Annotated in this window: 28 protein-coding genes; 8 read left to right on the forward strand and 20 right to left on the reverse strand. The window is 63.0% G+C overall.

Annotated features, from left to right (window positions below; genetic code table 11):
* Nucleotides 1-51: 51 nt before the first annotated feature.
* Both SD425_RS27025 and SD425_RS27030 read right to left on the reverse strand, forming a co-directional pair.
* Nucleotides 52-756 carry a hypothetical protein gene (locus SD425_RS27025; protein ID WP_324679984.1) on the reverse strand — a complete coding sequence of 235 codons (705 nt, stop codon included), beginning with the start codon at nucleotides 754-756 and terminating at the stop codon, nucleotides 52-54.
* Between the two features lie 62 nt (nucleotides 757-818).
* Complete coding sequence (locus SD425_RS27030) at nucleotides 819-1604, reverse strand: ParA family protein (protein WP_324679985.1); 786 nt, start codon at nucleotides 1602-1604, stop codon at nucleotides 819-821.
* Nucleotides 1605-2322: 718 nt separating this feature from the next.
* Here SD425_RS27030 and SD425_RS27035 point away from each other — a divergent pair.
* The 3 genes from SD425_RS27035 to mobC all read left to right on the forward strand — a co-directional run bounded on the left by SD425_RS27035 (nucleotide 2323) and on the right by mobC (nucleotide 5659).
* On the forward strand, nucleotides 2323-2646 hold the full coding sequence (locus SD425_RS27035) for a plasmid mobilization protein (RefSeq protein ID WP_324679986.1): 324 nt from the start codon (nucleotides 2323-2325) through the stop codon (nucleotides 2644-2646).
* Nucleotides 2643-3515, forward strand: coding sequence for a relaxase/mobilization nuclease domain-containing protein (locus SD425_RS27040; RefSeq protein ID WP_324679987.1), 873 nt, complete (start codon nucleotides 2643-2645; stop codon nucleotides 3513-3515). The genes SD425_RS27035 and SD425_RS27040 overlap by 4 nt, the downstream gene beginning before the upstream one ends.
* Before the next feature lie 125 nt (nucleotides 3516-3640).
* On the forward strand, nucleotides 3641-5659 hold the full coding sequence (gene mobC, locus SD425_RS27045) for a conjugal transfer protein MobC (protein WP_324680001.1): 2019 nt from the start codon (nucleotides 3641-3643) through the stop codon (nucleotides 5657-5659).
* 82 nt (nucleotides 5660-5741) lie between these two features.
* On the opposite strand, the gene SD425_RS27050 is transcribed toward mobC, so the two are convergent.
* Genes SD425_RS27050 through SD425_RS27060 form a run of 3 tightly spaced genes read right to left on the reverse strand, consistent with a single transcriptional unit; the run spans nucleotide 5742 to nucleotide 7019 of the window.
* Entirely contained in the window at nucleotides 5742-5975 is a 234-nt protein-coding gene (locus SD425_RS27050; protein WP_324679989.1) for a GDCCVxC domain-containing (seleno)protein, read from the reverse strand.
* A 7-nt stretch (nucleotides 5976-5982) separates the two neighbouring features.
* Nucleotides 5983-6603 (reverse strand): mercuric transport protein MerTP, encoded by a 621-nt coding sequence (merTP, locus tag SD425_RS27055; protein ID WP_324679991.1) that lies wholly within the window; start codon nucleotides 6601-6603, stop codon nucleotides 5983-5985.
* Nucleotides 6600-7019 (reverse strand): metalloregulator ArsR/SmtB family transcription factor, encoded by a 420-nt coding sequence (locus SD425_RS27060; protein WP_324679993.1) that lies wholly within the window; start codon nucleotides 7017-7019, stop codon nucleotides 6600-6602. Before SD425_RS27060 ends, merTP begins: the two co-directional genes overlap by 4 nt.
* A 21-nt stretch (nucleotides 7020-7040) precedes the next feature.
* Here SD425_RS27060 and SD425_RS27065 point away from each other — a divergent pair, with 21 nt between their 5' ends.
* On the forward strand, nucleotides 7041-7241 hold the full coding sequence (locus SD425_RS27065) for a hypothetical protein (protein ID WP_324679995.1): 201 nt from the start codon (nucleotides 7041-7043) through the stop codon (nucleotides 7239-7241).
* Complete coding sequence (locus SD425_RS27070) at nucleotides 7220-9424, forward strand: DUF3945 domain-containing protein (RefSeq protein ID WP_324679997.1); 2205 nt, start codon at nucleotides 7220-7222, stop codon at nucleotides 9422-9424. The genes SD425_RS27065 and SD425_RS27070 overlap by 22 nt, the downstream gene beginning before the upstream one ends.
* 88 nt (nucleotides 9425-9512) lie before the next feature.
* On the opposite strand, the gene SD425_RS27075 is transcribed toward SD425_RS27070, so the two are convergent.
* Nucleotides 9513-10106: a hypothetical protein gene (locus SD425_RS27075; RefSeq protein ID WP_324679641.1), complete on the reverse strand. Its 594-nt coding sequence runs from the start codon at nucleotides 10104-10106 to the stop codon at nucleotides 9513-9515.
* Between SD425_RS27075 and SD425_RS27080 the strand changes: the two genes are divergently transcribed.
* Entirely contained in the window at nucleotides 10062-11627 is a 1566-nt protein-coding gene (locus SD425_RS27080) for a toprim domain-containing protein (protein ID WP_324679643.1), read from the forward strand. The two genes, SD425_RS27075 and SD425_RS27080, sit on opposite strands and share 45 nt — an antisense overlap.
* 240 nt (nucleotides 11628-11867) lie before the next feature.
* On the opposite strand, the gene SD425_RS27085 is transcribed toward SD425_RS27080, so the two are convergent.
* From SD425_RS27085 to SD425_RS27100, 4 genes are read right to left on the reverse strand one after another with little or no spacing between them, the layout of a single operon-like run.
* Nucleotides 11868-13187 carry an MFS transporter gene (locus SD425_RS27085; RefSeq protein ID WP_324679645.1) on the reverse strand — a complete coding sequence of 440 codons (1320 nt, stop codon included), beginning with the start codon at nucleotides 13185-13187 and terminating at the stop codon, nucleotides 11868-11870.
* A gap of 24 nt (nucleotides 13188-13211) precedes the next feature.
* On the reverse strand, nucleotides 13212-13754 hold the full coding sequence (locus tag SD425_RS27090; protein ID WP_324679647.1) for a DsrE family protein: 543 nt from the start codon (nucleotides 13752-13754) through the stop codon (nucleotides 13212-13214).
* Nucleotides 13755-13796: 42 nt separating this feature from the next.
* On the reverse strand, nucleotides 13797-15251 hold the full coding sequence (locus SD425_RS27095; protein ID WP_324679650.1) for an OprD family outer membrane porin: 1455 nt from the start codon (nucleotides 15249-15251) through the stop codon (nucleotides 13797-13799).
* A 10-nt stretch (nucleotides 15252-15261) separates the two neighbouring features.
* A complete protein-coding gene (locus SD425_RS27100; RefSeq protein ID WP_324679652.1) occupies nucleotides 15262-15987 on the reverse strand; it encodes a c-type cytochrome in 726 nt (241 codons plus the stop codon).
* Between the two features lie 12 nt (nucleotides 15988-15999).
* On the opposite strand from SD425_RS27100, the gene SD425_RS27105 reads away from it, so the two are divergent.
* Nucleotides 16000-16410, forward strand: a complete 411-nt coding sequence (locus SD425_RS27105) for a hypothetical protein (protein ID WP_324679654.1) — start codon at nucleotides 16000-16002, stop codon at nucleotides 16408-16410.
* On the opposite strand, the gene SD425_RS27110 is transcribed toward SD425_RS27105, so the two are convergent.
* The 7 genes from SD425_RS27110 to SD425_RS27140 all read right to left on the reverse strand — a co-directional run bounded on the left by SD425_RS27110 (nucleotide 16345) and on the right by SD425_RS27140 (nucleotide 21069).
* Nucleotides 16345-16755, reverse strand: coding sequence for a DUF6691 family protein (locus SD425_RS27110; protein ID WP_324679656.1), 411 nt, complete (start codon nucleotides 16753-16755; stop codon nucleotides 16345-16347). The genes SD425_RS27105 and SD425_RS27110 overlap by 66 nt on opposite strands.
* Nucleotides 16752-17399, reverse strand: coding sequence for a class I SAM-dependent methyltransferase (locus SD425_RS27115; protein ID WP_324679658.1), 648 nt, complete (start codon nucleotides 17397-17399; stop codon nucleotides 16752-16754). The genes SD425_RS27110 and SD425_RS27115 overlap by 4 nt, the downstream gene beginning before the upstream one ends.
* Before the next feature lie 19 nt (nucleotides 17400-17418).
* Entirely contained in the window at nucleotides 17419-17979 is a 561-nt protein-coding gene (locus SD425_RS27120) for a YeeE/YedE family protein (RefSeq protein WP_324679661.1), read from the reverse strand.
* Nucleotides 17980-18009: 30 nt separating this feature from the next.
* Nucleotides 18010-18351, reverse strand: a complete 342-nt coding sequence (locus tag SD425_RS27125; RefSeq protein WP_324679663.1) for a rhodanese-like domain-containing protein — start codon at nucleotides 18349-18351, stop codon at nucleotides 18010-18012.
* 93 nt (nucleotides 18352-18444) lie between these two features.
* Nucleotides 18445-19800: an MBL fold metallo-hydrolase gene (locus SD425_RS27130; protein WP_324679665.1), complete on the reverse strand. Its 1356-nt coding sequence runs from the start codon at nucleotides 19798-19800 to the stop codon at nucleotides 18445-18447.
* A gap of 58 nt (nucleotides 19801-19858) precedes the next feature.
* Entirely contained in the window at nucleotides 19859-20677 is an 819-nt protein-coding gene (locus SD425_RS27135; RefSeq protein ID WP_324679667.1) for a sulfite exporter TauE/SafE family protein, read from the reverse strand.
* Nucleotides 20678-20748: 71 nt separating this feature from the next.
* Entirely contained in the window at nucleotides 20749-21069 is a 321-nt protein-coding gene (locus tag SD425_RS27140; RefSeq protein ID WP_324679669.1) for a metalloregulator ArsR/SmtB family transcription factor, read from the reverse strand.
* 150 nt (nucleotides 21070-21219) lie between these two features.
* On the opposite strand from SD425_RS27140, the gene SD425_RS27145 reads away from it, so the two are divergent.
* Nucleotides 21220-21822 carry a TlpA disulfide reductase family protein gene (locus SD425_RS27145; RefSeq protein ID WP_324679671.1) on the forward strand — a complete coding sequence of 201 codons (603 nt, stop codon included), beginning with the start codon at nucleotides 21220-21222 and terminating at the stop codon, nucleotides 21820-21822.
* A gap of 101 nt (nucleotides 21823-21923) precedes the next feature.
* Here the strand turns inward: SD425_RS27145 and SD425_RS27150 are convergent, their stop codons facing one another.
* The 3 genes from SD425_RS27150 to SD425_RS27160 are packed head-to-tail and all read right to left on the reverse strand — an operon-like array spanning nucleotide 21924 to nucleotide 23684.
* Nucleotides 21924-22685, reverse strand: coding sequence for a DUF305 domain-containing protein (locus SD425_RS27150; RefSeq protein ID WP_324679673.1), 762 nt, complete (start codon nucleotides 22683-22685; stop codon nucleotides 21924-21926).
* A gap of 5 nt (nucleotides 22686-22690) precedes the next feature.
* Complete coding sequence (locus SD425_RS27155; RefSeq protein WP_324679675.1) at nucleotides 22691-22957, reverse strand: hypothetical protein; 267 nt, start codon at nucleotides 22955-22957, stop codon at nucleotides 22691-22693.
* 25 nt (nucleotides 22958-22982) lie between these two features.
* On the reverse strand, nucleotides 22983-23684 hold the full coding sequence (locus SD425_RS27160) for a ZIP family metal transporter (protein ID WP_324679677.1): 702 nt from the start codon (nucleotides 23682-23684) through the stop codon (nucleotides 22983-22985).
* Nucleotides 23685-23722: the final 38 nt, after the last annotated feature.

Below are 23722 nucleotides of genomic sequence, written 5' to 3' on the forward strand. Positions count from 1 at the left end.
GCCCGGCTTCCAATCGAGCCGCGCCGGCGAAATAGCCCCTAACGGATAAGTTTACTTTTTGGGCGACATCATCTGGCGCAGCTGCCGCTGAAACGCTTTCTGAATCTGGGCCTCGTTTGCCGCCTTGAACTGGGCGAGGATGTTGTGAATCACATCGGTCGAGGAAGCTCCCCCGCCCAGTAGCAGGCCCATCTGCTGGAAAAACTGCTGGTGGCTGGCCGTGATGCGAATCTGAAAAGTCTTCTTCTCCGCGGAATCCGCAAAGAGGGAAGTCAGGTCCAGTTTTTCCTTGCCGTCTCCCGTGGCAGCTGGCGTCGGCGCAGCTTCCACTTCCACCTCTTCTTCTAGGTCATCTTCAACGGGTGCCCCCGCCGCCGGAGTGGCCGGCGGTGCCAGTGCCACCACGGGCGTTGCTGTTTCTCCCTTTGGTTCTACTGGGGCTGCGCTGGTTGTGGGCTCTGGAGCCGCAGCCAGCTGAGGCGCGGGCTCCGTGGTGGCAACGGGTGCGACCAGCACTGACGGTTCCGGTTTTGCTGCTGGTACCGGGGGCGCGGCTTCGACGGGCGCCGCGGCCGGCTCCGGGGCCGTAGCCACCGGCGTGGGCGTGGGCGTAGGCTCCGGGGCCGGAGTTGGCAGTACGAAGGGCTGACTGGTCCCCATGTGGCTGATAGCCGCGACGGAGCCCGTCAGGCGGGCCAGCTCGGCCATTTGTTCTTCCGGGGTGAGTTTGGGTTTCTTGGTGGAGGCTTTGGCCATGACGAAGGGAGGATGCAGACTTGGAGTTTAAGAGGAAAAGCAGCGGCGGATGAACCGCGGGGCTACGCGCCGGGGGCTGACTCGACGGCCGGGGCTGTAAACGCAATGGTTTTACCCGAGGGCGTGACGGCCCCCTCCCCTACCACGAGGGTCAGAATTTCCAGGATGAGCTGACCCAGTCCGAGCCGGTTGAGGTCGCGCTCCGGCAGCGGAAACATCGTGGAGCGGTTTTCCTTGTAGGTCATCAGCAGCTCCACCCGGCTCTTGAGCAAGGGCAGGCCCTTCTCCTGAAACAGCTCCTCCGTCTTGTCGTAAATCCCTTTCTTCTCGGACTTCACAAACTTGTTCCAGAAAGCATAAAAGCCCAACAGGTTGGAGTCTTCATCGCGCGACTGCACAAACTGACCCAGGATGCCCATGTAGGACATGGTGGAGGCAATTGAGCCCTTGTCCGGCTCAATCGGCAGGAAAATGTAGTCCACTAGCCTAAGCAGCTCGGGGAGCCCCACTACGTTCACCGTGCCGGGCGTATCCACCAGGATGAAATCGTAGTCCTGCTCAAACAACCCTTCGATGGAGCTCACGGCCTTCTCCACGCTGGAAATGATGACCGGATACGGTGGAATGCCCTGCTTCAGCAGGCGGGCCTGAAACGGCGCTTCCGACTGCAGCCGGTTCTGCTCTTCGAGGCGATAGGCGTGCAGGGAGTTCTGCGGGTAGTCGCAGTCCACCATGGCCACCTTGTAGCCATAGTAGTAACACAGCGCCGAGGCCATGTGGGTGCCGATGGTTGACTTACCAGCGCCCCCCTTCTGGGTGGCAAATGCGAGTACGTGGGGTTGAGTCATGCGAAGGGCCAGAAGGTTTGAAGACGTTTGATTATTAGTTGCATAGTGGCGTTGTTGCACCGCCACTCAGCTGCAATAGTGCAATGCAATAAAGTTGTTTTGTTGCAAAGGATAAAAGTTGCTTTGTTGCAAAGGATAAAAGTTGCTTTGTTGTACTGTGGCAAGACAACAAAGCTTGACTGTTGCACTGTTGTTTAGTTGTTGAGTGGCGAAGATAATAAGTTGCGTTGTTGCAAAGCAACTTTATGGCAAACTCTATTGACATGCTCTGTGGTAAAGTTGCAAAGTTGTTTTGGTGTGTTGGTGCAAATAATCAAGTGCCCAGACTAACTAAATTCTAGCATCACCTAAGTTGTATAGTGGCAAAGGTGCAATGGGGTAATGTGGCAATATTAGCTATGTGCCGATGTAGACTTATGAAGACAAAATCGGTAAGGTTTCGGGTGTAAAGTTGCAAAGGGTTAAAGTTGCATTGTGGCATAACTTATTACCCTAGCCTTAACTCTAGCACCGTGCAACGCCCTCGTTCAGCCAGCTCGTTCATCGTCCAGCAAGCCATGTCATTGTCCGGACAAACTTCGTTTGCCCGAATCAATGACACCGCCAAGTTCGCAGGCTCACATGGCTTGGCTTGCTAGTTTAGCGTATAGCATTTAGCGTTTCGCAATTCTAGAGTAGTTTTAGTAAAATTGGGTAAGCTAACGTCCCCAGAACCATCATGGAACCAGAGAAGCAAGCTGAGAATGTCGTTGACGCCGTCCGTACTTTGCGCATTGACGTGCGGGTAAGCCCGGACGAGAAGAAGGCTTTGCAGTCAAAAGCTGCGGCCGCTGGCTACAAGAAAGTATCGGCTTATTTGCGCGACGTGGGCCGGGGCGTGGAGGTCAAAGAAAGTATCCCACCGGAGCTGCGGCGACAGCTGGTAGGCATCGGTACTAACCTGAATCAGATAGCACGACTGGCGCAGGCGGGTAAGTCTTTTAGCTCCCATGAAGCGCAGTTGGTACAAGCACTAGCTATAATCAGAGGGTACTTAGTATGATTGCAAAGACCACCACTGGCAACGACTTTGAGGGTGCGCTGACCTACGGCGCGGGGCAGCGCCAGGGCCGGGGCAAGGAGCCGGGGGAGGCCCCACTTCTGGTCGTGGCAAATCTGATTCCGGGTACTCCCAAAGAAATGGCGCAGGACATGCGGGCCGTGGCGGCGCAGAGCAAAAAGATTCAGAAGCCGGTGTGGCATACCGTGCTCTCGTGGAAGGCGGGGGAGGTGGTGAGCCGGGCGCAAAAAGTGGCCGCCGCCCAGCGGTATTGTGAGCTGATTGGCGCGCCCATTGACCGGCACCAGGTGGTAGTGTATGAGCACCGGGATAAGAAGCACGCGCACGTTCACATCTACCTGAACCGGGTGCCGATTGATGGGGGACCAGCGCTGCGGACGGATAACAACTTTTACCGGCAGCCGGCCATTACGCGGCAGATAAGTCAGGAGCTGGGCATGGACCCTATCCCCGAGCGGCGGCGCAGCCTGCGGGCGCTGGACCCTACCAAGGAGGCCGCGCGGGAGCAAGTGAGCCGGGCATTGCAGCAGGTACTCGAGCAAGCCGATAAGGGAGGGGAGGAGTGGTTGGCTTTGCAATTGCAAAAAGAGCTGATTGGAGTGCGGTATACCCACGACAAGGGCGGCGTCCTGCGGGGCGTGAGCTTTGAACTGAACGGCGTGGCGGTCCGGGGGCAGGAAGTGGGCTACAAAGGGGCGCAACTGCGCGAAGCCCTGACCGCGCCCGGGCTGCAGGTGGCGTTAGGGCCGGAAGTTGCGCGTGCGCCGGGTGCGGACCAGCCAGCGGTGCTGCCGAAGCCCAGTCGGCCCGAGCCGAAGAAGCACCCTCACCGGAAGGGGCCCGCCCGGTAGCGGTCGGGGGGTAGGGCGGTTCATTCGTGTGCCCGGCGTGCACCTCACCGCTGACTTTGGACCGCTCGTCAAATAATTCGCGCCGGGGGCTGCCGGTGGGGGTAAGTTGCTTGATTCACCAAGCGATTCAAGCGATGGAAGACGAGAAAGGACTGCGGAAAATCATGGAGTTTATGCGCCTGTTTGCCATTGTGCTGATGGGCATCAACATCTACTATTACTGCTTCGGGTATTTCAAAAGCATGGGCTGGACGCCAGCCGTAGTCGAGCATATACTGGAGAGCTTTACCCGGAATACGTTTCTGTTTAAGGCTAGCTGGGTCAGTAAGACCCTAGCCGTGGTCTTTCTGCTGCTGAGCTGCCTCGGCACGCGGGGGCGGGCCAATGACAAGCTGAAAGGAGCCACGGTGGCGGGCTACGCGGCCATTGGGCTGGCCCTGATTTACGGGTCGGACGTGGTGCGCAGCTTCTCGCTGGGGGTGGGGCTGACGACGGCGCTCTACGCCGGGCTGCTATCGGGCGGCTTTCTGCTGCTGCTGAGCGCCGGGGCCTGGCTGAGCCGGCTGTTTAATAATGACCTGATGAAGGACATTTTCAACAAGGCCAACGAAAGCTTCCCGCAGGAGGAGCGGTTGATGGAAAACGAGTATTCGGTGAACCTGCGCACCGAGTACCAGCTGCGCGGCAAGCAGCACCACGGCTGGCTGAACGTGGTGAACCCCTTCCGGGCCACGATGGTGCTCGGCACGCCGGGCTCGGGCAAGAGCTTTGCCATCATTAACGAGTTCATCCGGCAGCACCTGGCTAAGGGCTTCTGCATGTACATCTACGACTACAAGTTTGACGACCTGAGCCGCATCTGCTACAACACGCTGCTGCGCCACCAGGACAAGTTTGATAAGCCGGTGGGCTTCTACGTCATCAACTTCGACAACCCGCGCAAGAGCCACCGCTGCAACCCGCTGCTGCCCGAGCTGATGACCGACATCGTGGATGCCTACGAAAGTGCCTCCACCATTATGCTCAACCTCAACAAGAGTTGGATTCAGAAGCAGGGCGACTTTTTCGTGGAGTCGCCCATCAACTTCGTGGCGGCCATCATCTGGTTTCTGAAGCTGTTCGAGAAAGGCAAGTACTGCACCTTCCCGCACGTCATCGAGTTTCTGAGCCGCGACTATGAGGAGATTTTCCCGGTGCTGGCCTCGTACCCCGAGATTGAGAACCTGGTGAAGCCCTTCGTATCGGCCTTCCAGAAAGACGCCATCGAGCAGCTGGAAGGGCAGATTGCCAGCGCCCGGATTCCGCTGGGCCGGCTGGCCTCGCCGCAGCTCTACTGGGTGATGTCGGGCAATGACTTTACGCTCGACATCAACAGTAACGAGGAGCCCAAGGTGTTGTGCGTGGGCAACAACCCCGAGCGGCAGGCCATCTACGGGGCCGCGCTGGGCCTCTACAATGCCCGGCTGGTGAAGCTGGTGAACCAGAAGGGCAAGCGCAAGTCGTCCATCATCATCGACGAGCTGCCCACCATCTACTTCAAGGGGCTAGATAACCTCATTGCTACGGCGCGGAGCAACAAGGTGAGCACCTGCCTGGGCTTCCAGGACTTCTCGCAGCTGGAACGGGACTACGGCCAGAAGGAGGCCGAGGTCATTAAGAACACGGTGGGAAACGTGTTCAGCGGGCAGGTATCGGGCAACAGCGGCAAGTGGCTGAGCGAGCGGTTTGGCAAGATTCTGCAGCAGCGCCAGAGTTTGAGCATCAACATGCGCGAAACCAGCACCAGCCTCTCCACCCAGATGGACAGCATGATTCCGGCCAGCACCATTGCCAACCTCACGCAGGGCAACTTCGTGGGCGCGGTGGCCGACAACTTCGGCGAGGAAATCGACCAGAAGGTGTTCCACGCTCGCATCAAGGTGGACGTGAAGGCGGTGACTGCCGAAGCCCAGGCCTACCAACCCATCCCCGATATCACCAGCTTTATTAACCCAGCCACCGGTAAGGACGAGGCCGAGGAAATGATAAAGGCCAATTTCAACCGCGTGAAAACTGAAGTGAAGGAGCTGTGCGCCCGCGAGTTGCTGCGCATCGGGCAGGACCCCACGCTGCGGCACCTCATTAAGGAGAAAGTAGAAAAGTAAGGCCTGGACAGGTGGCCCGCTTGGACGGCACGGAGTCGGGTTTTGCGCCCCGGCTTCGTGCCGTTCGTGTATCCGGGGGCATCTAGCCGCAGCAGTTGCCCGGACCTTGCTGCTGGATGGGCGGGCAGGGCACCGTGCCGTAGGAGCAGTACACGCAGCAGTCGCCGGCCAGGGGCTTGAGCACGGTATGACAGCCCGGGCACTCATAAAAGTACTGGCAGGCGTCGGTGGGCATCTGTTCGGTTTGCTGGTGCGCGCAGACCGGGCAGGTGAGCGTGGAAGTAAGCTGCGGGGATTTGAGTGCGGGGGAGAGCATACGGGAATTAGTTGCGGGTGACAATCTGGTAGCCGGTGCCGTTGATGGCTTTTTCCACCTGCGCAGTCGGGCTTTTGTGCGCGTCGAAACGCACCTGTGCGGTGCCCTGCGCATACGACACGGTGACGGCCTGCACGCCCGGCAGCTGCTGCACCGCGTGCTCGACGTGTTGGGCACAGGCCTCGCAGGTCATGCCCTTGATGCGATAATTAGCCGTTTGCCAGGCCGGCGTGGCCCCGTTTGTTGCTGGGACCGGCGCGGCGGCAGGCGAGGTCGGGTACAGGCGCGCCCCGTAGTAGGGAAAGGCCAGCAGCAGCACCGCCAGCCCGGTAACTATTCCCAGAAAAAGCCGGGATTGGGTGAATGCCGGCTTGGCATCTATCGCGCAGCCGCAGTCATCGGTAGCGGAGGCCGGCTTGAGCTTCTGGTACCACGCGAAGCCCAGCACGCCCACCGTGAGCGCCATCAGGTAGGGGCGGAAAGGTTCGAGCCAGGAAAAGGCCGCTGCCGAAGCGCCCAACCCTCCGACCAGGGCCAGCAGGGGCGTGATGCAGCACAGGGAGGCAGCCAGGGCGGTGAGTAGCCCCGCGCCGAGCAGGGGCTTGCTGGTGGAGGGGGGCGAATTCATGGGGCGGGCTGGAGGGTAGGGGAGGCGGTGCGTTCGGATAACAGCGGGCGCAGCATGGGCAGGTGCAGCTCGCTGAGCGCGTAGAAAACCGTTTGGCCGACTTTGCGGGCGGTTACCACACCGCCATCTTTTAGCTTGCGCAGGTGCTGCGAAACGGCCGATACCGTCATGCCGAGCACGTCGGCGATGTCGCACACGCACAGCTGCTGCTCGGCCGCCAGCAAATACAGCAGCTTGAGCCGCACCTCGTTGCCCGCCAGCGCCAGGATACTGGCCGTGGCCTGCAGGGACGGCCCGGCCAGTGCCAGGCGTGACTGGCATTGCCGGATGTAGTCAGCATCGGCAAAAACCCGGATGCAGGCGTTGGTTTCCATAAAAACAGTTTTCGCAAAGGTAGTACTTGCGTGTTTAAGCAAGTGCTAAAATAAGCGAAGTTTTTGCAGCGCCATTCCGCCGTTCGTGTGGTGTGCCGGCACCTCGTGACCCATTTCCGACCATTCGTCAACTTTCTCCCCAGCGCCTGGTGGGGGCCGGTAGGTTTGCAGCGTCGAATTCCGGGCTGGCAGCGCCTGCGCCGGCCGGAAGGGCAGCTTTTATTCACCTACCCATTCCTCCTATGGCTGAGCAAGATGAAGTGAATACCCCCACCCCGGAGCGCTGGTACATGAGTGCGGTGCCGACTTCCAACGGCAACCTCAGCGGCCAGGGCCTGCAGCGGCAACCCGCCGGGCACTCCCTCTATGAGATTCAGATTAATCCCGCCAATCCCAACCAGGCGGCCCTGCTGCCGGCCCCCGGCGCGGATGGTCGACTGCTGAATGCCTTTGACCACGCCCTGATGCGGGCCTTTACCACCAACCGGCTCCCCGGCCGGGAGGACAAGTTTCTCACGGTGGAAAAGCCTACGCTGCTGGAAAAGGTGGGCGATAACTGGAAAATCACCGAGCAGGGTCGGGTGGGCTACAGTGCCACCGAGCCGGAACAGCGGTTGCAGGTATTTGGCCAAGTGCCCCCACCAGCTACCCAGCAAGCCGAATTAACAACGCGGGCCGAGGAGCTGGCCAGCGAGGTGGCCACCACTACCGGCACTGTTCGCACCGAAGCGGAAGCGGAACTGGAAGGGGTAGCCAACCGCGCGCAGCAAGGACCCGACGAGAGCCGGGCCACTTACGCGGATTCCCTACGAGGTGAAGCCCGAGCGGAATTAGGCGAAAGCACCGACGCGCCGGAGCGGCAACAGTCGGTAGGGGAGGGGCAAAGCAGCGAGCAGCCGCCCGTGGCGCCAGCCCCGGATACCGCGGCCAGCTCGGAGCCGGTTGGGGAAATGCGCATTACCTGGCAGCAGAAGGGCGACGAAGTGGCCCCGCTGCTGGAAATGCGGGCCTACCTCGACCAGCTCAAGGAAGCCGGCGTGGCAGTGGGCGCTTTGCAGCTGGAGCGCGACCCGGCCGGCAAGCTCAGCGGCGGCTTCGCGGTGAGCTACGACCCGGAGTCGCACAAGCTGGGCCAACTCGAAGCGGCTCTGCAGGGCTTCCGGCAAGTGGGGAATGGTGTAGCCGTGGTCGAGAAGCCCGAGCAGGCCGCCGCCCGACGGCAGGAAGTGGGCTACGATGATGACTACGAGCCGCAACGCAGCAAGCAGGTGCGTGAAGCTTTTGGGGTGAAGCAGTGGGACGCGCTCAGTGCTCAGCTATCGGCCGTGCCCAAGCATGCCCTCACGGCCCCGGAGCAGGTGCAGCAGGCGGCGGCCGGGCAGCGGGTGCAGCAGCTGGCCCAGCAGCAGGGCAAAACCACCGAGCAGGTCATCCGCGACGGCAAGAGCATTTTTGACATCGACACCAGCGGCAACCCCGCGTCGGCTTTTCTCAAGAACTTCTACGCCCACCTGAACGGCGGCCCGAAGACCCGCCAGAATCTGGAAGTCGACTACGAGAAAACCCGCCAGGACTTGCAGGCCCGCCTGACCCGGCACGCCGGGGCGGCCCAGCCGGAGCTTTCGCCCGCCTCGCCGGCCCTGGGTGCCAAGACACCGGCCGTGTCTGCTGAACCCGGCGTGGAGGCCGCCCGCCAGACCGTTGCGGTGCCGGCCCCGCCGGTGGTACTGTTCAAAGCCGATGAAGTGCCACAGAAAGTACTGGCCTCCCTCGGGCTGAATCTGGCCGAATTAACGGGCAGCGGGCAGCTGCAAAAGCTGCTCAGCGGCGAGAAAACTGACCTGTTGCCCATGCAGGTAGTGGGCAAGGAAGGCCAGGAGCCGGTGAAGTTCGAGGGCAAGATGGTGCTCCATCGCGAGGCCGACGGGACGGCCACGCTTAAAATGGAATTGCCCCAGGAAAAGCTGGTTATTCCCAACGAGATTGGCGGGCAGCCCTTCACGCCCGAGCAGCGCCAGCGGCTCGAAACCGAGGGCAACGCCGGCCTGATTCGGGGCCTCAAGGACGAGCAGGGCCGCGAGTTCAACGGCTACGTGGCCGTGGATAAGGCCATGAATAAGGTCGTGGTGCTGCCCGAAGACAAAGTGACGCTGCACGACATCGTGGCCGGCGTCAAACTCACGCCCGAGCAGAGCCACGACCTGCGCGAAGGCAAGGTGGTTGCGCTGGCCAACATGGCCAGCGGCAACGGCGGGCAGAAGTTCGACGGCACCGTGCAGGTGAATGCCGCCAAGGCCTGCATCGAGGTGAAACCGGCCGCCCACGAATTGGGCCAGCGCCAGGCCCCACGGGCCGAGCAGACGGTGAAAGCCACCACCCCGACCGTGGCCCCGGCCCCCGTGAAAGCCGAAGCGCCCCAGGTGAAAACCCGGGGACCCCGCCACTAGCCGGGCCTCCCTCCAAACCTCTATTTCTCACCCTATAAGCCCGGAAGCCCTCTTCCGGGCTTCTTTTTTCTGCCTTCCATTCTCCGAACTATTCCGCTTTACCATGCAACACGAACTCACCTTCCAGAAGATTAAGGAGCAGGTTGAGCTGCCCGAGCTTCTGAGCCACTTCGGCTACAACCTCCGAAAAGGCGAGCACCTGGGCAAAGGCAAATGGCACGTTTTTGAGGGCGATGACACGCTGGTGGTGTTCAAAGGCCGGGGCGGCGACTGGATGTACTTCAACGCCCAGGACGACCGCGACAAGGGCAGCGTCATCGACTGGATGAAAAACCGGGTCAGCTCCGACCGTATTGCCGGCCTTGGTCCGCTGCCGGGCCGCAACCTCTGGCAGTCGGTCAACGACCATTTTCGCGCCTATCTCAACCTGCCCGAGGCGCAGCGGCCCCGGCTCGACCTGCCGCCCATCGCTGAAACCGCGCCGGGCGAGAAATTCCACAGCATCTACACCCAGCACTGCCGGCCGCTCGAAAACACGGCTTACCTGGAAGGGCGCGGTATTACCAAAAGCACGATTGCCAACCCGCAGTTCGCGGGCCGCATTCTCAACCAGCTCTACACGGTGCAGAAGGAGGGAATGCCGGCCAGAACCTACGTCAACACCGCTTTCCCAGCTTACCATGAGGGGCGGGTGGTGGGGCTGGAATTGAAAGGCGAGGGCTTCAAGGGCCAGGCTCCCGAAAGCCAGTTCACCCGCTCGCTGTGGCTGAGCAAGCCGCCCGAGGGCCGGCCGGCGGCGGTGCTGGTAGTTAGTGAATCGGCCCTCGATACGCTGTCCTACGCGCAACTGCACCCCGGCGAAAGCGCCCTGTATGCCTCGACGGCCGGCACGCTCACCCAAAACAAGATTTTCGAGTTGAAGCGGCTGCTCAGCGAGGAGCATATTCCGGCTGTCCGCGCCGCGTTTGACAACGATACCCAGGGCCACCACTTCGATACCCGCCTGCTGGCGGGTCTGGCCAGCGAGCAGAACCCGATGAAAGTGGTCCGGGAACACGAGCACCGGCTGACCGTCGAAATCACGGCGGCCCACCCGGCCGGCGTGCAGGCGCTCAGCCAACACCTCAAAAGCTACAACGACCAGACGGCCCGGCAGTACGCCCAGGAAAACGGGGAGCCGGGCAATCCGGCCAGCAGCCAGACCCTGCGCGACGAGCTGATTCACTCCAACAAGCTAGGAGCTCATACCTATCAGTTTCACGTGCCGATGAGCCGCGAGGCGTTGGGCGCTTTCAACCAGGCGGCCAGCCAGGCGCTGGCCTTTGAGCACCGCGTGGAGCTTGTGAAGAGCCAAGGCAAAGACTGGAACCAGGACCTTAAGCAAGACCAGCTGCAGCGGGTGGTGCTGCGCGAACTCGGTGGCGTCGACGATGACCAGTACGGCTTCGGCCAGCAGCACTGGGACAACCCACCCATCGAGGGCCGCGGCAAAATCACGCAGCTGCACGAGGCGCAGGCCCAGGCCCGGAGCCAGGGAGAGCGGCTGCTGGTGGTAGAACTGCGGGAAAGCCGCGATGCCGTGGCGCTGCTCCCCGCTTTGAGAGAAAATATTGAACGGGTCGGCCTCACCATACACCACGCCATCAAGCTGGAATCAAATGTGCCCCGCGAAATTGCCACGGAGCTCACGCTGCGCTACCGGCTGGATTCACCGCAACTGCCCGCCATCAGCGACGCGCTCGATGCGTTGCGGCAAAATCCCCAGGCCACGGTCATCGAGCCGGTAGCGGATGCGGCGGAGCGGCGGCAACTTGCCATCGCGCAGGAGCAGCAGCGCCAGGCCGGCCCACCGCTGGTGCCGAGTGATTCCCCGACCCACGACCTGGCCCGGCAAACATTTATCAAGGCTGCTGGCCAGCTGGTGCATGACCTGCGGGAGAGTGCGGCGAATCTGGACGCGGCCCGGTTGCAGGAAGTCAGCCGGCAACTGGTGAAGAAACCGGAGCTTTCGGGCCTGAACCGCGAAAACGTGGACAAGGTGCTGGCCGTGGTGGACAAGCTGGTGAATCTGAAAGATTCTCCCGCCGTGCAGCAGCTGCGCCAGGCGGTGCAGGTATTAGGCAATCCCACCCCAAGCACTGCCCCGAAGCATGAGGCTACGCCCCAGCCCCCAGAAAATCGTCGGCCTGGCCCCCGCATATAAGTGGGCTCACGGATAGTAATATTGGCTTATTACCAGCAGAATGCCAACGGCGAAATAAATGCCAAAGCGTTGGAGTTTCTGCGCTGGTTTATGGTGCTCACACATAGCCCGCCAACAGCGAGTAGCTGCTGACTGGTTCAAGTCAGCAGCTACTCGCTGTTGGCTTGGAATGGCGCGAGCCAATCGCAGTACGGCTACATGGCCCGTTAGCCAGCCGGGCAGTAGCCTATTTGACTAGTATCAGGCTACGCTGAAGCTGGTCCTGAAACTATTGCTTGGTCCGCGGCCAGGTTCATAATTCGCAGCGGGCACTGGCCGGGAACAGCTTCGGGCGGGGTCGGCTTCATCCGCTACGGGTAAGCAATACATGCGCCGCTGGATGACCAGGGCCGAGAGCACCGTGAGCCCGCCAATGGCCGCCAGCGCGGCCCCCAGCCCAAAGGCATCGGCCAAGATGCCCGTGAGCAGCGCGCCGATGGCGTAGCCCGCGTCGCGCCAGAAACGGAAAATGCCCACGCTGTGCGCCCGTTGGGTCAGGGGCGCGTACTCGGCCACGGCGGCCAGGAACGTGGGGTACACCAGCGCCGTGCCCGCGCCCAGCAGCGCCGCCAGCAGCACAAACATTGGGTAGGTATCGGTGAAGAGCATGGCCAGCAGCACCGCCCCTTGCAGCAGCATGCCCCAGAATAGCAGGTCTTTCTTACAGAGCCGGTCGGCCAGCGGGCCGGTGAGCAGCTGGCCCAGGCCCCACACGGCCGGGTACACGGCCGCCACGGTGCCAATCTGCGTCAGGGTGAAGCCCTTGCTGGCCAGTAGCAGCGGTAGCAGGCCCCACACCATGCCGTCGTTGAGGTTGTTCACCAGCCCGGCCTGCGTGACTGAGCCCAGGTTGGGGTGCCGCCACGTCACGTCCCAGAAGGAGAGCGGCGGGCCAGCCGGCGTGGCCGGGGCCTGCGCCGCTTCCAGCGCCACGTGGTGGCGGGTATCGCGCACCAGCAGTGAGCCCAGCAGGCCCAGCACTGCCAATACAATGCCCAGGTAAAACGGGTAGGGGCGCAGCCCGTATTCGGTGGCCAGCCAGCCGGAGGCGAAGGCCGTGGCCGCCACGGCCAGGTAGCCGGCCGACTCGTTCAGGCCCATGGCCAGGCCGCGCTGCTTCGGGCCGACGAGGTCAATTTTCATCACTACTGTGCTCGACCAGGCCAGGCCCTGATTGAGGCCCAGCAGCACGTTGGCCGCAATCACCCAGCCCCAGGTGGGCGCCCAGAGCAGCAGCAGCGGTACCGGCAGCCCGAAGAGCCAGCCGATAACCAGCAGGTTTTTGCGTCCAATCCGGTTGGTCCAGGCCCCGGCGTAGTAATTGGCCACGGCCTTGGTGAGGCCGAACACCACGATGAAGGAAAGAATGGCCGAGCGCGCCACCAGGTGGAACTCCTGCTCGGCCAGCCGGGGCAGGATGCTGCGCTCCAGCCCCACCATGCCGCCCACGAAGGCGTTAACAAGGACCAGCAGGCTGAATTGCCGCCAGTTTTCGCGCAAACCGAGTTGAGGAGTCTTCATTGGAAGAGTGGGCAATGGATTTGGTTAGGGGTGCACCAGCACCCAACCCTCGGCCTGGCGAATAATCAGCTCCCCGTTGCCGGTAGGCACGATGGAAATGTAGGGGAGCATGTCGTCCTTGGTCAGCTTGTAGGCTTTCAGCGAATTGGCGCACTGTGCCAGCACGACGCCCGCTTGTTGCAGGGCCAGCACGTCGGCTTCGTAGGGCTGGTCTTTCCTGAACACCACGGTGCCGCCGCTGAACACCACCAGCTCCAACTCCAGCTTGCCCTTCAGGCGTGGGTCTTCCAGCGCATTTTTCATGTTGTGCAGCGTCTGGTTGATGAGCTTGGGGTCGCTGCTATCGAGCTGGTACACGGCCCGGTAGTGGGCTTTGGTGGCCGGTGCCCCCTGAAACTGCGCGGCTTTGGCCGCAAAGGCGGCGTTAGGCGGCGTGAGCACGGGGGCAGTGGTAGCCGGCGCGGTGGCGGGGGGAGTAGCGGGCATCGTAGCGGGTGTTTGGGCAGTGGCTGTGAGGGCCGCGCCAGTGAGTAGCAGCGCGGTGAGCAGGGGGCGAAGGGTCAGCATGAAAGCAGGGGATTGGGAGTGGATGGGAGCGGCCTAGCGGCCCTAAAAGTCGTAATTCAGAATGACGTTGAGCTGGTGGAAGTCCACCTTGTTCACGATGTAGCGGTCTTCGCCGTAGGTGTTGCCCAGCGCGCCCTTGTACACATAGAGCAGCTGCCCGCGCAGGCCCCGGGCCCAGCCGGCAAACGGGTAGGTGAGCGAGGCGTTGAGCTGCTGGTAGGAGGGCAGGCCGTACTTGTTGAGGCGGGTGTCGCGCACGTCGGGCAGGTAGTAGTGGCCGTAGCCGACTTCCGCTTTCAGGCCCGGCACCCGGGCGAAGGTATAGCCGCCCAGTACGGCGGCGGCATCCAGGCCGCCCAGGCCTTCGGTGCGCTCGCGGGGCAGGAAGGTGTAGAACGGCTCGCGGCCCCATTCGCGCGGAAACAGGAAGCGCCCGGTGCGGGTGATGCGGGTGTAGTTGGCGCTCAGGCTCCAGGGGCCACGCTGGTAGCCCAGGCGGGCGCTCAGGGCGTGGGCCTGGCGGCCGGGGACGCTGTAGGCTAGGCGCGGGTCGGCGTTGCCGCCGGTGCCCACGGTGCGCTGGTAGTGGTACTGCGCGCCCAGCGTGAGCTGCCCCACGCCCACGGCCCGGCCGGTGGTCAGCTCGGCAAAGGTGGCGTTGAACAGGTTGTCGGCGTAGTAGTTCCAGACCTGGGTGGTGGTGCGCGGGCTCCACTGCCGGCTCAGGGCCAGCACGCCCAGGCCCCGGCTACTCAGGTTGCCGGCGTAGCTGGCACGCTGGCCGGCTTCGGTCACGCCCATGGGGTAGAGCCCGAGGGCGTTGGCCACCGAATACCACCCGGTGGTGGACCGGGGTCCTATGTGCGTAAGCCAGCCGCCGGTGAGGGTGGTGGCCGGCAGCTCCCGGAACTCCAGCCACAGGCCCTGCGCGTAGCCGGGGCTCAGGCGGCCGTCGTGGGCATTGAGCAGCGGGGTGTTGAGCAGCTGCCGGCCGAAGGTGACCGCCGACTGCCGGAACCGGTAGCGCACGAACAGCTCCTCGGCCCGCCCGGCGAGCTGGCGCCGGCTGGGGTCGGCCACGTCGAACAAGCCTATTTCGTAGCGGCTCACGGCCCCGGTGGCCGCGTCGGCGGTCAGTATGTTGTCGGAGCCCACGCTCGCCCAGGCAAAGCCACCGGCCCCTAGCTGAAAGCCATAAAGTGGAGCCGTCTCGAAGCGCAGGCCCGTGCCCAGGCCGTTGGCAAAATAGTCGGGGCGGGTGCCCTGGTTCCAGGTAGCCATGGTGTAGTTGCGCAGGCGGCCGTGCCAGCGGCCGCGGCTAAAGGCTTCGGACAGGGTGCGCGCCCGCACGGTATCGGCCAGCGCGGGGGTGGGGTAGGGGGTGAGCTGGGTGCGGCCGGTCACGGGGCGCGCCAGGGCCGGCTCGGCGTGTTGTGCCCACGCGGCGGCCGGGGCCAGCAGCAAGCCGGCCCCTAAAAGGCATGCGAAACGAGACATGAGCAGGGAGTTATTGCGCCTTAGCCGGCTGCGGGTGGGCGTCCTCGATGGGCTGATACGGCCCGTACTTGTGCTGCTTTTCGGAGAACTTATCCGCGTAAGGCCCGAAGGGATGGTCCACCGGCTTTTTGCGGATGTCGGGCCAGTCGCGGGGCGTCGCCAGGTGCGGGCGTGGCTGTGAATTCACGAACGCGGCCACGTCCCAGGCCTGCTTGTTGGTTAGCTGTGGGTGGTCGAAGGTGGCCCCGAAGGGCATGGCCGCCTTCACGTATTTGGCAAAGTTCGAGACCCGGAACAGGCCCGCGCCGTCGTTGTAGCTGGCCGGTCCCCACAGCGGCGGGTACTGGTAGCCGCTGTTATCGGCCAGCTGCTGTCCTTGGCCAGCGGGGCCGTGGCAGCTCTGGCACTTGGCTGCGAACACGGCCTTGCCAATCACCGGGTCGGCGGCCCGGTCGAGGTAGGCCAGCTGCATAAAGCCCGTGCCGTACACCTTCTTGCCTTTGGGAATGCCCTTCCCCAGCCACTGGATGTAGGCCACGATGGCCCTCATCTCACGGCTGCTGTCGGGCACGGCCCGGCCGTTGAGGCTGCGCTCCATGCAGTCGGCCACGCGCTTTTCAATTCCTTCGACCGAACCCGAGCGGGCCCGCATTTTGGGATACGTCGAAGCCACGGCCAGATAGTTGTTGGCGAAGCCCTGGGTGCCGGCCTGCAGGTGGCAGTTCTGGCAGTTCATGCCGTTGGTCAGGTGCGCCACCGAGCCCTGCGGCCCCAGGTACTGCGCGGTGTGCGCAATCAGCTCCCGGCCGTAGCGAATCTGGCGGCCCGCCGCCGTGCGCGGAATAGTGGCCGTGTCCGGGGCCGGGGGGACCGGGCGGTGGTAGCTGCCCGCCGGGGGCGGCCCCTGGGTGGCTTCATCCTCCGCCGCCACGGGCGCGGGCGCGGCCGGCGGGGCATAGAGCTGCGTGACCACGACCACGATGACCAGCACCACGGCCGCCGTCAGCACCATCAGCAGGCGCGCCAGGTGGGGCAGCTGCTGCACCCGTTCATCGGTGGGTTTCATGGCGGGGAGGCGTTAAAAGTGAAGCGGTTAGTAAGGCAGCTTTTCGCGCAGGGCGCTGTAGGTCCAGGTACCGGCCAGCGCGGCCAGAATTAGCACGGCGGCCGAGCCGATGCCGCTGCCCAGCTGTGCGAACAGCGGGCCGGGGCAGGCCCCGGTCAGCGCCCAGCCGAGGCCGAAGATGAAGCCGCCAATCCAGATGCCGTGGTTGAATTTCTTGTCGGCCAGCACGATGGGCTCACCGTCCATCGACTTGAGGCGGTTGCGCTTGATGAGCTGAATGGAAATCATGCCCACCAGAATGGCCGAGCCGATGACGCCGTACATGTGGAAGGCTTGGAACCGGAACATTTCCTGAATCCTAAACCAGCTGATGACTTCGCTTTTGGTGAGAATGATGCCGAACAACGTGCCCAGCACCAGGTATTTGAAATATTTCATATGCAGTAAGTGAGTTCGGAGGAGGAATCGCGCACGCCCAGCAGGCGCACCACGTTGGCCGGGCCGGCGTGGAAGCTGCCTTCGTGCAGCACCACGCCCAGCGCGTGGTTTTCCAAGATGTTCAGCCCGGCAAAATCTGCGGCCAGCGTGGCCGGCTCGTAGAGCATTTCGGCGGTCTTGGGGCCGCCCGAGGGCAGGCCCAACTGCCGGGGGCTGAAGGCTTCCAGGATGAGGTGGCCGCCGGAAGCCAGGCTGGCGGCGGCCGCAGCGTGCACCGCCTGGCGGTCGGCCGGGGCTAGGTGGGCGTAGATGAGGCCCACGGCGTCGTAGTGGCCGGGGCGCAGCCAGCTCAGGGCCGTGAGGTCGGCCACCTGGTAGTCGAGGCGCACGCCCTGGGCCACGGCCAGGCGCAGGGCTTTGGCCCGGCCCTCGTCGCTGAAATCCACGGCCGTCACCTGCCAGCCGCGCTTGGCGGCGTACACGGCGTTGCGGCCTTCGCCCTCGGCCAGCAGCAGCAGGCGGCCGGGCGGCAGCGCATCGAGCTGCTGGCGGAAATAGGCATTCGGCTCGGTGCCGTAGGCGTAGGTTTCGCCCTCATAGCGGGCATCCCAGAAATCAACGGCGGTGGGGGCAAGTGCTTCCATAAAACGGTGATTCAAGGGATTAAAACATCATCGGATAAATCACCCAGGTCATGAGCAGGCCGCCGGCGAAGAAGCCGATGACGGCTACCAGCGACACCCATTGCAGGTTAGAAAGCCCCGATATGGCATGGCCCGAGGTGCAGCCGCCCGCGTAGCGCGTGCCGAAGCCCACCAGGAAGCCGCCCAGCACCAGGAACACCCAGCCTTTCCAGTTGGCAAGGTTGTCGAGGGCAAACAGCTCGCGGGGCAGCAGGCCGGTGAAGTCCGTGAGGTGCATTTCGGCTTTCAGGTCCCGCACCGTGGCGGCCGAGATACCGATAACGTCGGGGTGGCCCATGAGGCGGTAGCCGATGAAGCCACCCAGCGCGATGCCGAGCACGAACACCAAGTTCCAGATTTCGGCCCGCCAGTTATAAGTCAGAAAGGGAATGCCGGCCGGCACGCAGGCCGCGCACACGTGGCGCAGCGAGGAGCTGATGCCCAGCGCCTTATTCCCCACGAGCAGCAGCGCGGGCACCGTGAGGCCAATCAAAGGGCCGGCCACGTACCAGGGCCAGGGTTGTTGCAGGAGTTCAAGCATGAAAACAGAAGTCGAAATGAAGAGGCTTAATTATTTAGTCGTCAGTTGCCCTGGCCAATCCATCACGCCGCCGAGCAGGTTGCTGACCTGCGCGAAACCGGCGGTGGTGAGCTGGCCGGCCGCGTTGGCCGAGCGCGCGCCGCTGCGGCAGTACACGTAAGTGGGCTTGGTTTTGTCGAGGGCCGCCACGCGTTGGCCGAAATCGGGCGCGGTGACTTCGATGTTGACCGCGCCGGGCAGGTGGCCGGCGGCGAATTCGTCGGGCCGGCGCACGTCCACGAGCACCGCGCTGGGCTGGCGCAGGCCCTCGGCAAACTGCGCGGGCGTCAGGTTTTGAAAAGCAGGGGCGGAAGTTTTATTGAAACCGAACATGGCGGAGGAATTTGAGTGGGAGGGAAAAGGAAAGCTTGAGAATGAGCGGATAGGGGCCCCGGCACGGCTGCCGGAGCCAACCCGTCAAAGGGATTAGTGGGCCGCCGAAGCCAACTGGAAGGACTTCACGGCCTCGCTCAAGTCGAGCACTTCGGTGCCGGGCCGGGCATCGGCCACGATGCTGCTGCCGGCGGCCGAGCGGTAGCCGCCGGCGCAGTGCACCACCACCGGCTTATCGGTCGGAATCTCGCCGGCCCGCTCGCGCAGCTCGGGCAGCGGAATGTTGATAGACCCCGCGAAAATGGGCTCGTCGCGGTGCTCCACTCGGTTGCGGATGTCCACGATGGTGTAGTTTTCCGGGTGCTCGCGGAAGGCCGGCACGTCTAGCACCGGCAGGGTGGCCTCGGTGGCCGGTGTGCCTACCAGCGCGCCTTTAATCAGCGGCTCGTAACCGATTTTGGCGGTTTTCTGAATCAGGTCTTCCAGCGTCGCCTCGTCGGGGGCAATGAGGTAGAAGTACTCTTCCGGCCCCACGATGGAGCCCAGCCAGGTTTCGAACTTGCCGCCCTGCTGGATGTTGATAGCGCCGTCCACGTGGCCTTTTTTGAACTCAGCTTCGGGGCGGGAGTCGATGATGACCGCACCCGCTTCCAGTGCCGTGCCGGGGGCTAGGCGCTGCACCTGCTGCACACTCGGCGCGTAGGCAGGCGCGCCGGCCTTGTTCAGGGCCACGTCGTAGCCGAAGTATTTGGGAATGAACGGCTGGTCGGCCAGCAGCTCTTTTACGAACTCCTCCTCACTCATGGGGCGCAACATGGGGTTGCCGATTTTCTCGGCCCCGATGCTGCTGCTGTTGGCCCCGCTCAGGGCCTTGCCGCAGAGTGAGCCCGCGCCGTGGGCGGGGTACACCAGTACGTCGGCGGCCAGCGGCATCAGCTTCTCGCGTAGGCTGTGGTACATCTGCTTGGCCAACTCTTCGCGCTTGGCGGTCACGTTGCCGGCCTTTTCGCGCAGGTCGGGCCGGCCCACGTCGCCGATGAAGAGCGTATCGCCGGTGAACACGGCCACGTCCTTGCCCTCGCGGCTGAGGACGATGCTGAGCGAATCGGGCGAGTGGCCGGGCGTGTTCAGGGCCCGGAAGGTGAGTTTGCCGACGGTGAACTCCTGGCCTTCGTCGAAGCCCTCGTGGGCATAATCGGCCCCGAGCAGCTGGCTCACGCGGATAACGGCCCCGGTGGCCTGCGCGATTTCCAGGTGCGACGACACGAAGTCGGCGTGGGGGTGGGTTTCGATGACGGCCACGATTTTGGCCTCGTTGGCCTTGGCGTAGTCGTAGTATTGCTGCGGGTTGCGGGCCGGGTCGATGAGGACGATTTCGCGGGCGCACTCGCTGAGGATGGCGTAGGAGAAGTGGGCCAGGCCCTTGTCTTCAAACTGTTCGATTTTCATGGTTGGCAACGAAAAAACGGGTGAAAGAAACGGGAGCGGAAAAGCGGTAATTGATTGATTAAACGTGGTGAAACAGCAGCTCTTTGGTCAGAATGAACGTGCCCATGGCCAGCGTGAACCAGCCGAAGGCCGGCTTGAGCTTAGCGCCCGGAATGAAGCGGGCCAGGTAGGTGCCCAGCACGATGCCGCCGAGGGCAAAGGCCAGGAAACCCAGCAGAAACGACCAGGCGATGGGGGTGCCCGCGCTCAAATCGCCGGTGAAGCCGATGAGCGAGTTCAGGGCAATGATGGCCAGCGAGGTGCCCACGGCCAGCTTCATGGGCAGGCGCGCCCCGAGCACCAGGGCCGGAATGATGAGGAAGCCGCCGCCCGCGCCCACGAAGCCCGTGAGCGTGCCCACCACTAGGCCAATGGTGAGAATGAGCGGATAGTTGAATTTATGCTTGTGGTGCAGCTCCTCATCGAGTACTTCTTCAGCCTGTTTGCTGCGAATCATGGAGGTGGCCGCCACCACCATCAGCACCGCGAAGGCCACGAGCACCAGCAGGTCTTTGGTGAAGACGATGCCGCCCACCGTGAACAACTCGTGCGGAATAGCCGGCATGAGCACCTTGCGCACCGCAAACACCGCCATGAGGGAAGGAATCAAAAAGACGATGGCGGTTTTCAGCGACACCAGCCCCTTGCGGAAGTAGCCCGACGCGCCGACTACCGACGTGCTGCCGACCACAAACAGCGAGTACGCCGTGCTCAGCACCGGGCTTACGCCCATCAGGTACACCAGCACCGGCACGGTGAGGATGGAGCCGCCCCCGCCCATGATGCCGAGCGAGAGGCCAATGAAGATGGCGGCAAAGTAGCCGAAGTAATGGAGCATGGCGGGTGGGAGGAAACGTATGAAATTATGATAGTTTGTTCATGTGTTGCAGCAAAAAAAAGCCGCGCTCTTTACAGGAAAGTGCACGCGGCCAGGCACTGTATCACGTCGATGACCTCGCGCATTTTCAGGGAATAGAAGATGTTTTTGCCGTCGCGGTGGCTGCTCAGAATGCCCTTGAGCTTCATGCCCGAGAGGTGGTGGGAAAGCAGGCTTTGCTCCACGTTCAGCCGCTCGCTGATATCGGTCACCGAGAGACCATCGTGAGCGGCCAGCAGCTGCACAATGGCGATGCGCGTGGGGTGGGCCGTGGTTTTGAGAATGAAGGCCACCTTCTCCATCTTCTCGACGGAGAGGCCCATATCAACGGAAGGAGCGGTAGCTGCAGTCATAACTCGTACAAACTTATGAACATTTGTTCATTCATACAAGTGTTGTCCTTACATTTGTTCCCGCAAGTGTATTTTTTTACTGCCTCCGTCCCCATTCCGGCAGCATAAATATCACTACGGATTTTCAGTTCAATTATTCATTGGCCGGCAATGACCCGCAAGAATCTCACCTCCTGGCTGCCAATAGTACTGTTTGCTTTGGTTCTGCTCACTCCGTTGCGCCCCCTCGTACTCGGGGCCATGCAGCGCGGCCTGCTGGCCACCGGCCTCTGGAACGCTGCCGGGCCCGTCAAGTCTACCACCGAAATGCCCGTGCTGCTCACCGGCAGTCCCGCCTACCCGCACAATCTGCCGATGGTCACCCTCGACGGCAAGCCCGTGAACCTGAGCGACCTGAAAGGCAAGGTGGTATTCGTGAACCTGTGGGCCAGCTGGTGCCCGCCCTGCCGCGCCGAGATGCCCGGCATCGAAGCGCTGTACAAGAAGGTCGACCACTCGAAAGTGGCCTTCGTGATGCTCTCGCTCGACGACGACACGGCCAAAGCCCGCAAGTTCGTACAGGCCCAGGGCTACACCTTCCCCGTGTACCTGCGCACCGGCAATCTGCCCGCCCCGTTCGATTCCAACTCCATCCCTTCCACCGTCATCCTCGGCCCTGACGGGCAGGTGGCAGCCCGCCACGACGGCATGGCGGAGTACGACACGCCCGAGTTCAAAGCGGCGCTGGATAAGCTGGCGAAGTCGGTGCGTTAACCCATCGGACGCACCTGTGGGGAATTCCTCAGAGGTGAGTCATTGTGACGTCGCCGGAAGCTGATAAGCCAGGGACATACCCTGCAAGGGTAACGCCAACATCAAGGCTTAGCTTGGTTAGGATGCTGCCGCCCCGCCCGCACCAGTTCAATTTCTCGCTGCTGGTCTTTCAGGACAAGAAAGGCTATTTTTTGCAGACCCTCGTCACGGCCCAGCTCCAGCTCGGCGTGGGCCAGCGTGATGGAGTTCTGGTGGTGGGGTATGAGCAGGGCGGCGTAGTCGTGGTCGATGCTACCGGTGCCGGCATCTTCCTGCTTGGGGGTGTGGTGGTGGTTGAGAGAGTCGGGGCCAGCTTCTACCTTGGCGATGCTGCGATGGGCCGCCGGATGCAGACCATTGGTGGCCGCCTCCAGCAATTTCGCTAGCTCGTCCGACTGCATGGTGTGCGTGGGAAACGCGGGGGGCTGGGCCCGGATGCGCCGAATGGCCGAGTCGAGGCCGAAAATGAGTTGCTGGTGGGCCTGGTGAATGTCCTGCGCAATGCGCCGCAGTTCCGGGTCGTGGCCCTGCTGCAGTTCCAGGGCGGACATGGCCACGGCGGCGCGGTGGTTTTCGCGCATGAGCCGGGCAAAGTACAGGTCCAGGTCGGTACCGGGCGGCAGGGCCTTGGAATGCGCGGCCATAGTGTGCAGGGCGGCCATCATGGTGGCCGGGGGCCCGGCCGCGTGAATGTCGGCCGGTTCCTCGGGGCCGCTGCGGCAGCTGCCCAACAGCAGGCCGCCTGCCAAGAGCACGGGATATGCCGCTTTGTGCAGCGCGGCGCATAGGCGCTGCCTGGTGAAAACAGGGGGACGCTGACCCAACAACATTAGGCTGCGGTGGTGCTGACTATGTGGCTGCGGGCTTCCGGCTCGCCCTGCTGGGTTTCGTGCTGCACGTAGTATTCCAGCAAGGTGCCGGGCGCAAACGCATCGTTGTCAAGGAAGGGTGAGCGGGCATTAACGGCAACTCGCTGCCAGGTGGAGGCTTCGCCCCCGACGCGGCGAAAAACGTGGGCGACTTCCAGCATTTCCTTCGAGAAAGCCAGGTGGCGGCCGGTGGGCTCCAGGGTCAGGTCAATTTTGGCGGTGTGCATGCGTAGCGTATTCGAAAAGGGTGGGTCAGGCAACCATGCCCAGAATCAGAAACAGAAGAAAGCCCACGAAAAAGGCCAGCGTGAGCAGCGGAGTTTCGGTTTCCTCGTGCGCTTCGGTCAGCAGCTCCTCGGTGACCAGAAACAGCAGCGCGGCCAGGCCAAAGGAAAGCACGATTTCCAGCATATTGCCGGTGGCCCCGCGCAGCACCGTGGTGCCGATGCCCGCCCCGACCAGCAGCATGAGCGAAGTGCCGGCCACAATCGCGACGGCCCGGCCCTTGCCGTGGCCGTCCTGCCGCAACTCAATGGCCGTGGCCAGGCCCAGCGACAGCAGCTCGATGGTGAGGGCAATGGCCAGCAGGGTGCCTTCCTTCGCACCCGCCGCAAAGCCGATGCCCAGCAGCAGTCCGTCAATGAGAATATCGATGCCGATGGCCACCAGCAGGCCCCAAGGTAGGGAGGCCGCGCCGGGTAGCGCCGTAGCACTAGCGCCAGCCGCTGGCTCATTGCCGGCTTCTCCGGGCTCCTCTTTCTTTTCGAGGCGCTGGGTGAAGTAGCGCAGCCCCAGCATGGTGGCCACGCCCAGCCCGAAGCCCAGCGCCACTTCGTAGGGTGCGTGGTGCTGCACAATGTCGGGCAGCAGCTCGACGGCCACAACCGAGAAGATGACGCCCGCCGCGAAGTGCAGAATGGCGCTGCGCAGCTTCGGGCCCGGGGCCCGCCACACGGCCAGGGCGGCGCCGGCAATCATGACCACGGCCGGCA

The organism is Hymenobacter sp. GOD-10R (assembly GCF_035609205.1).
Lineage (GTDB): Bacteria > Bacteroidota > Bacteroidia > Cytophagales > Hymenobacteraceae > Hymenobacter.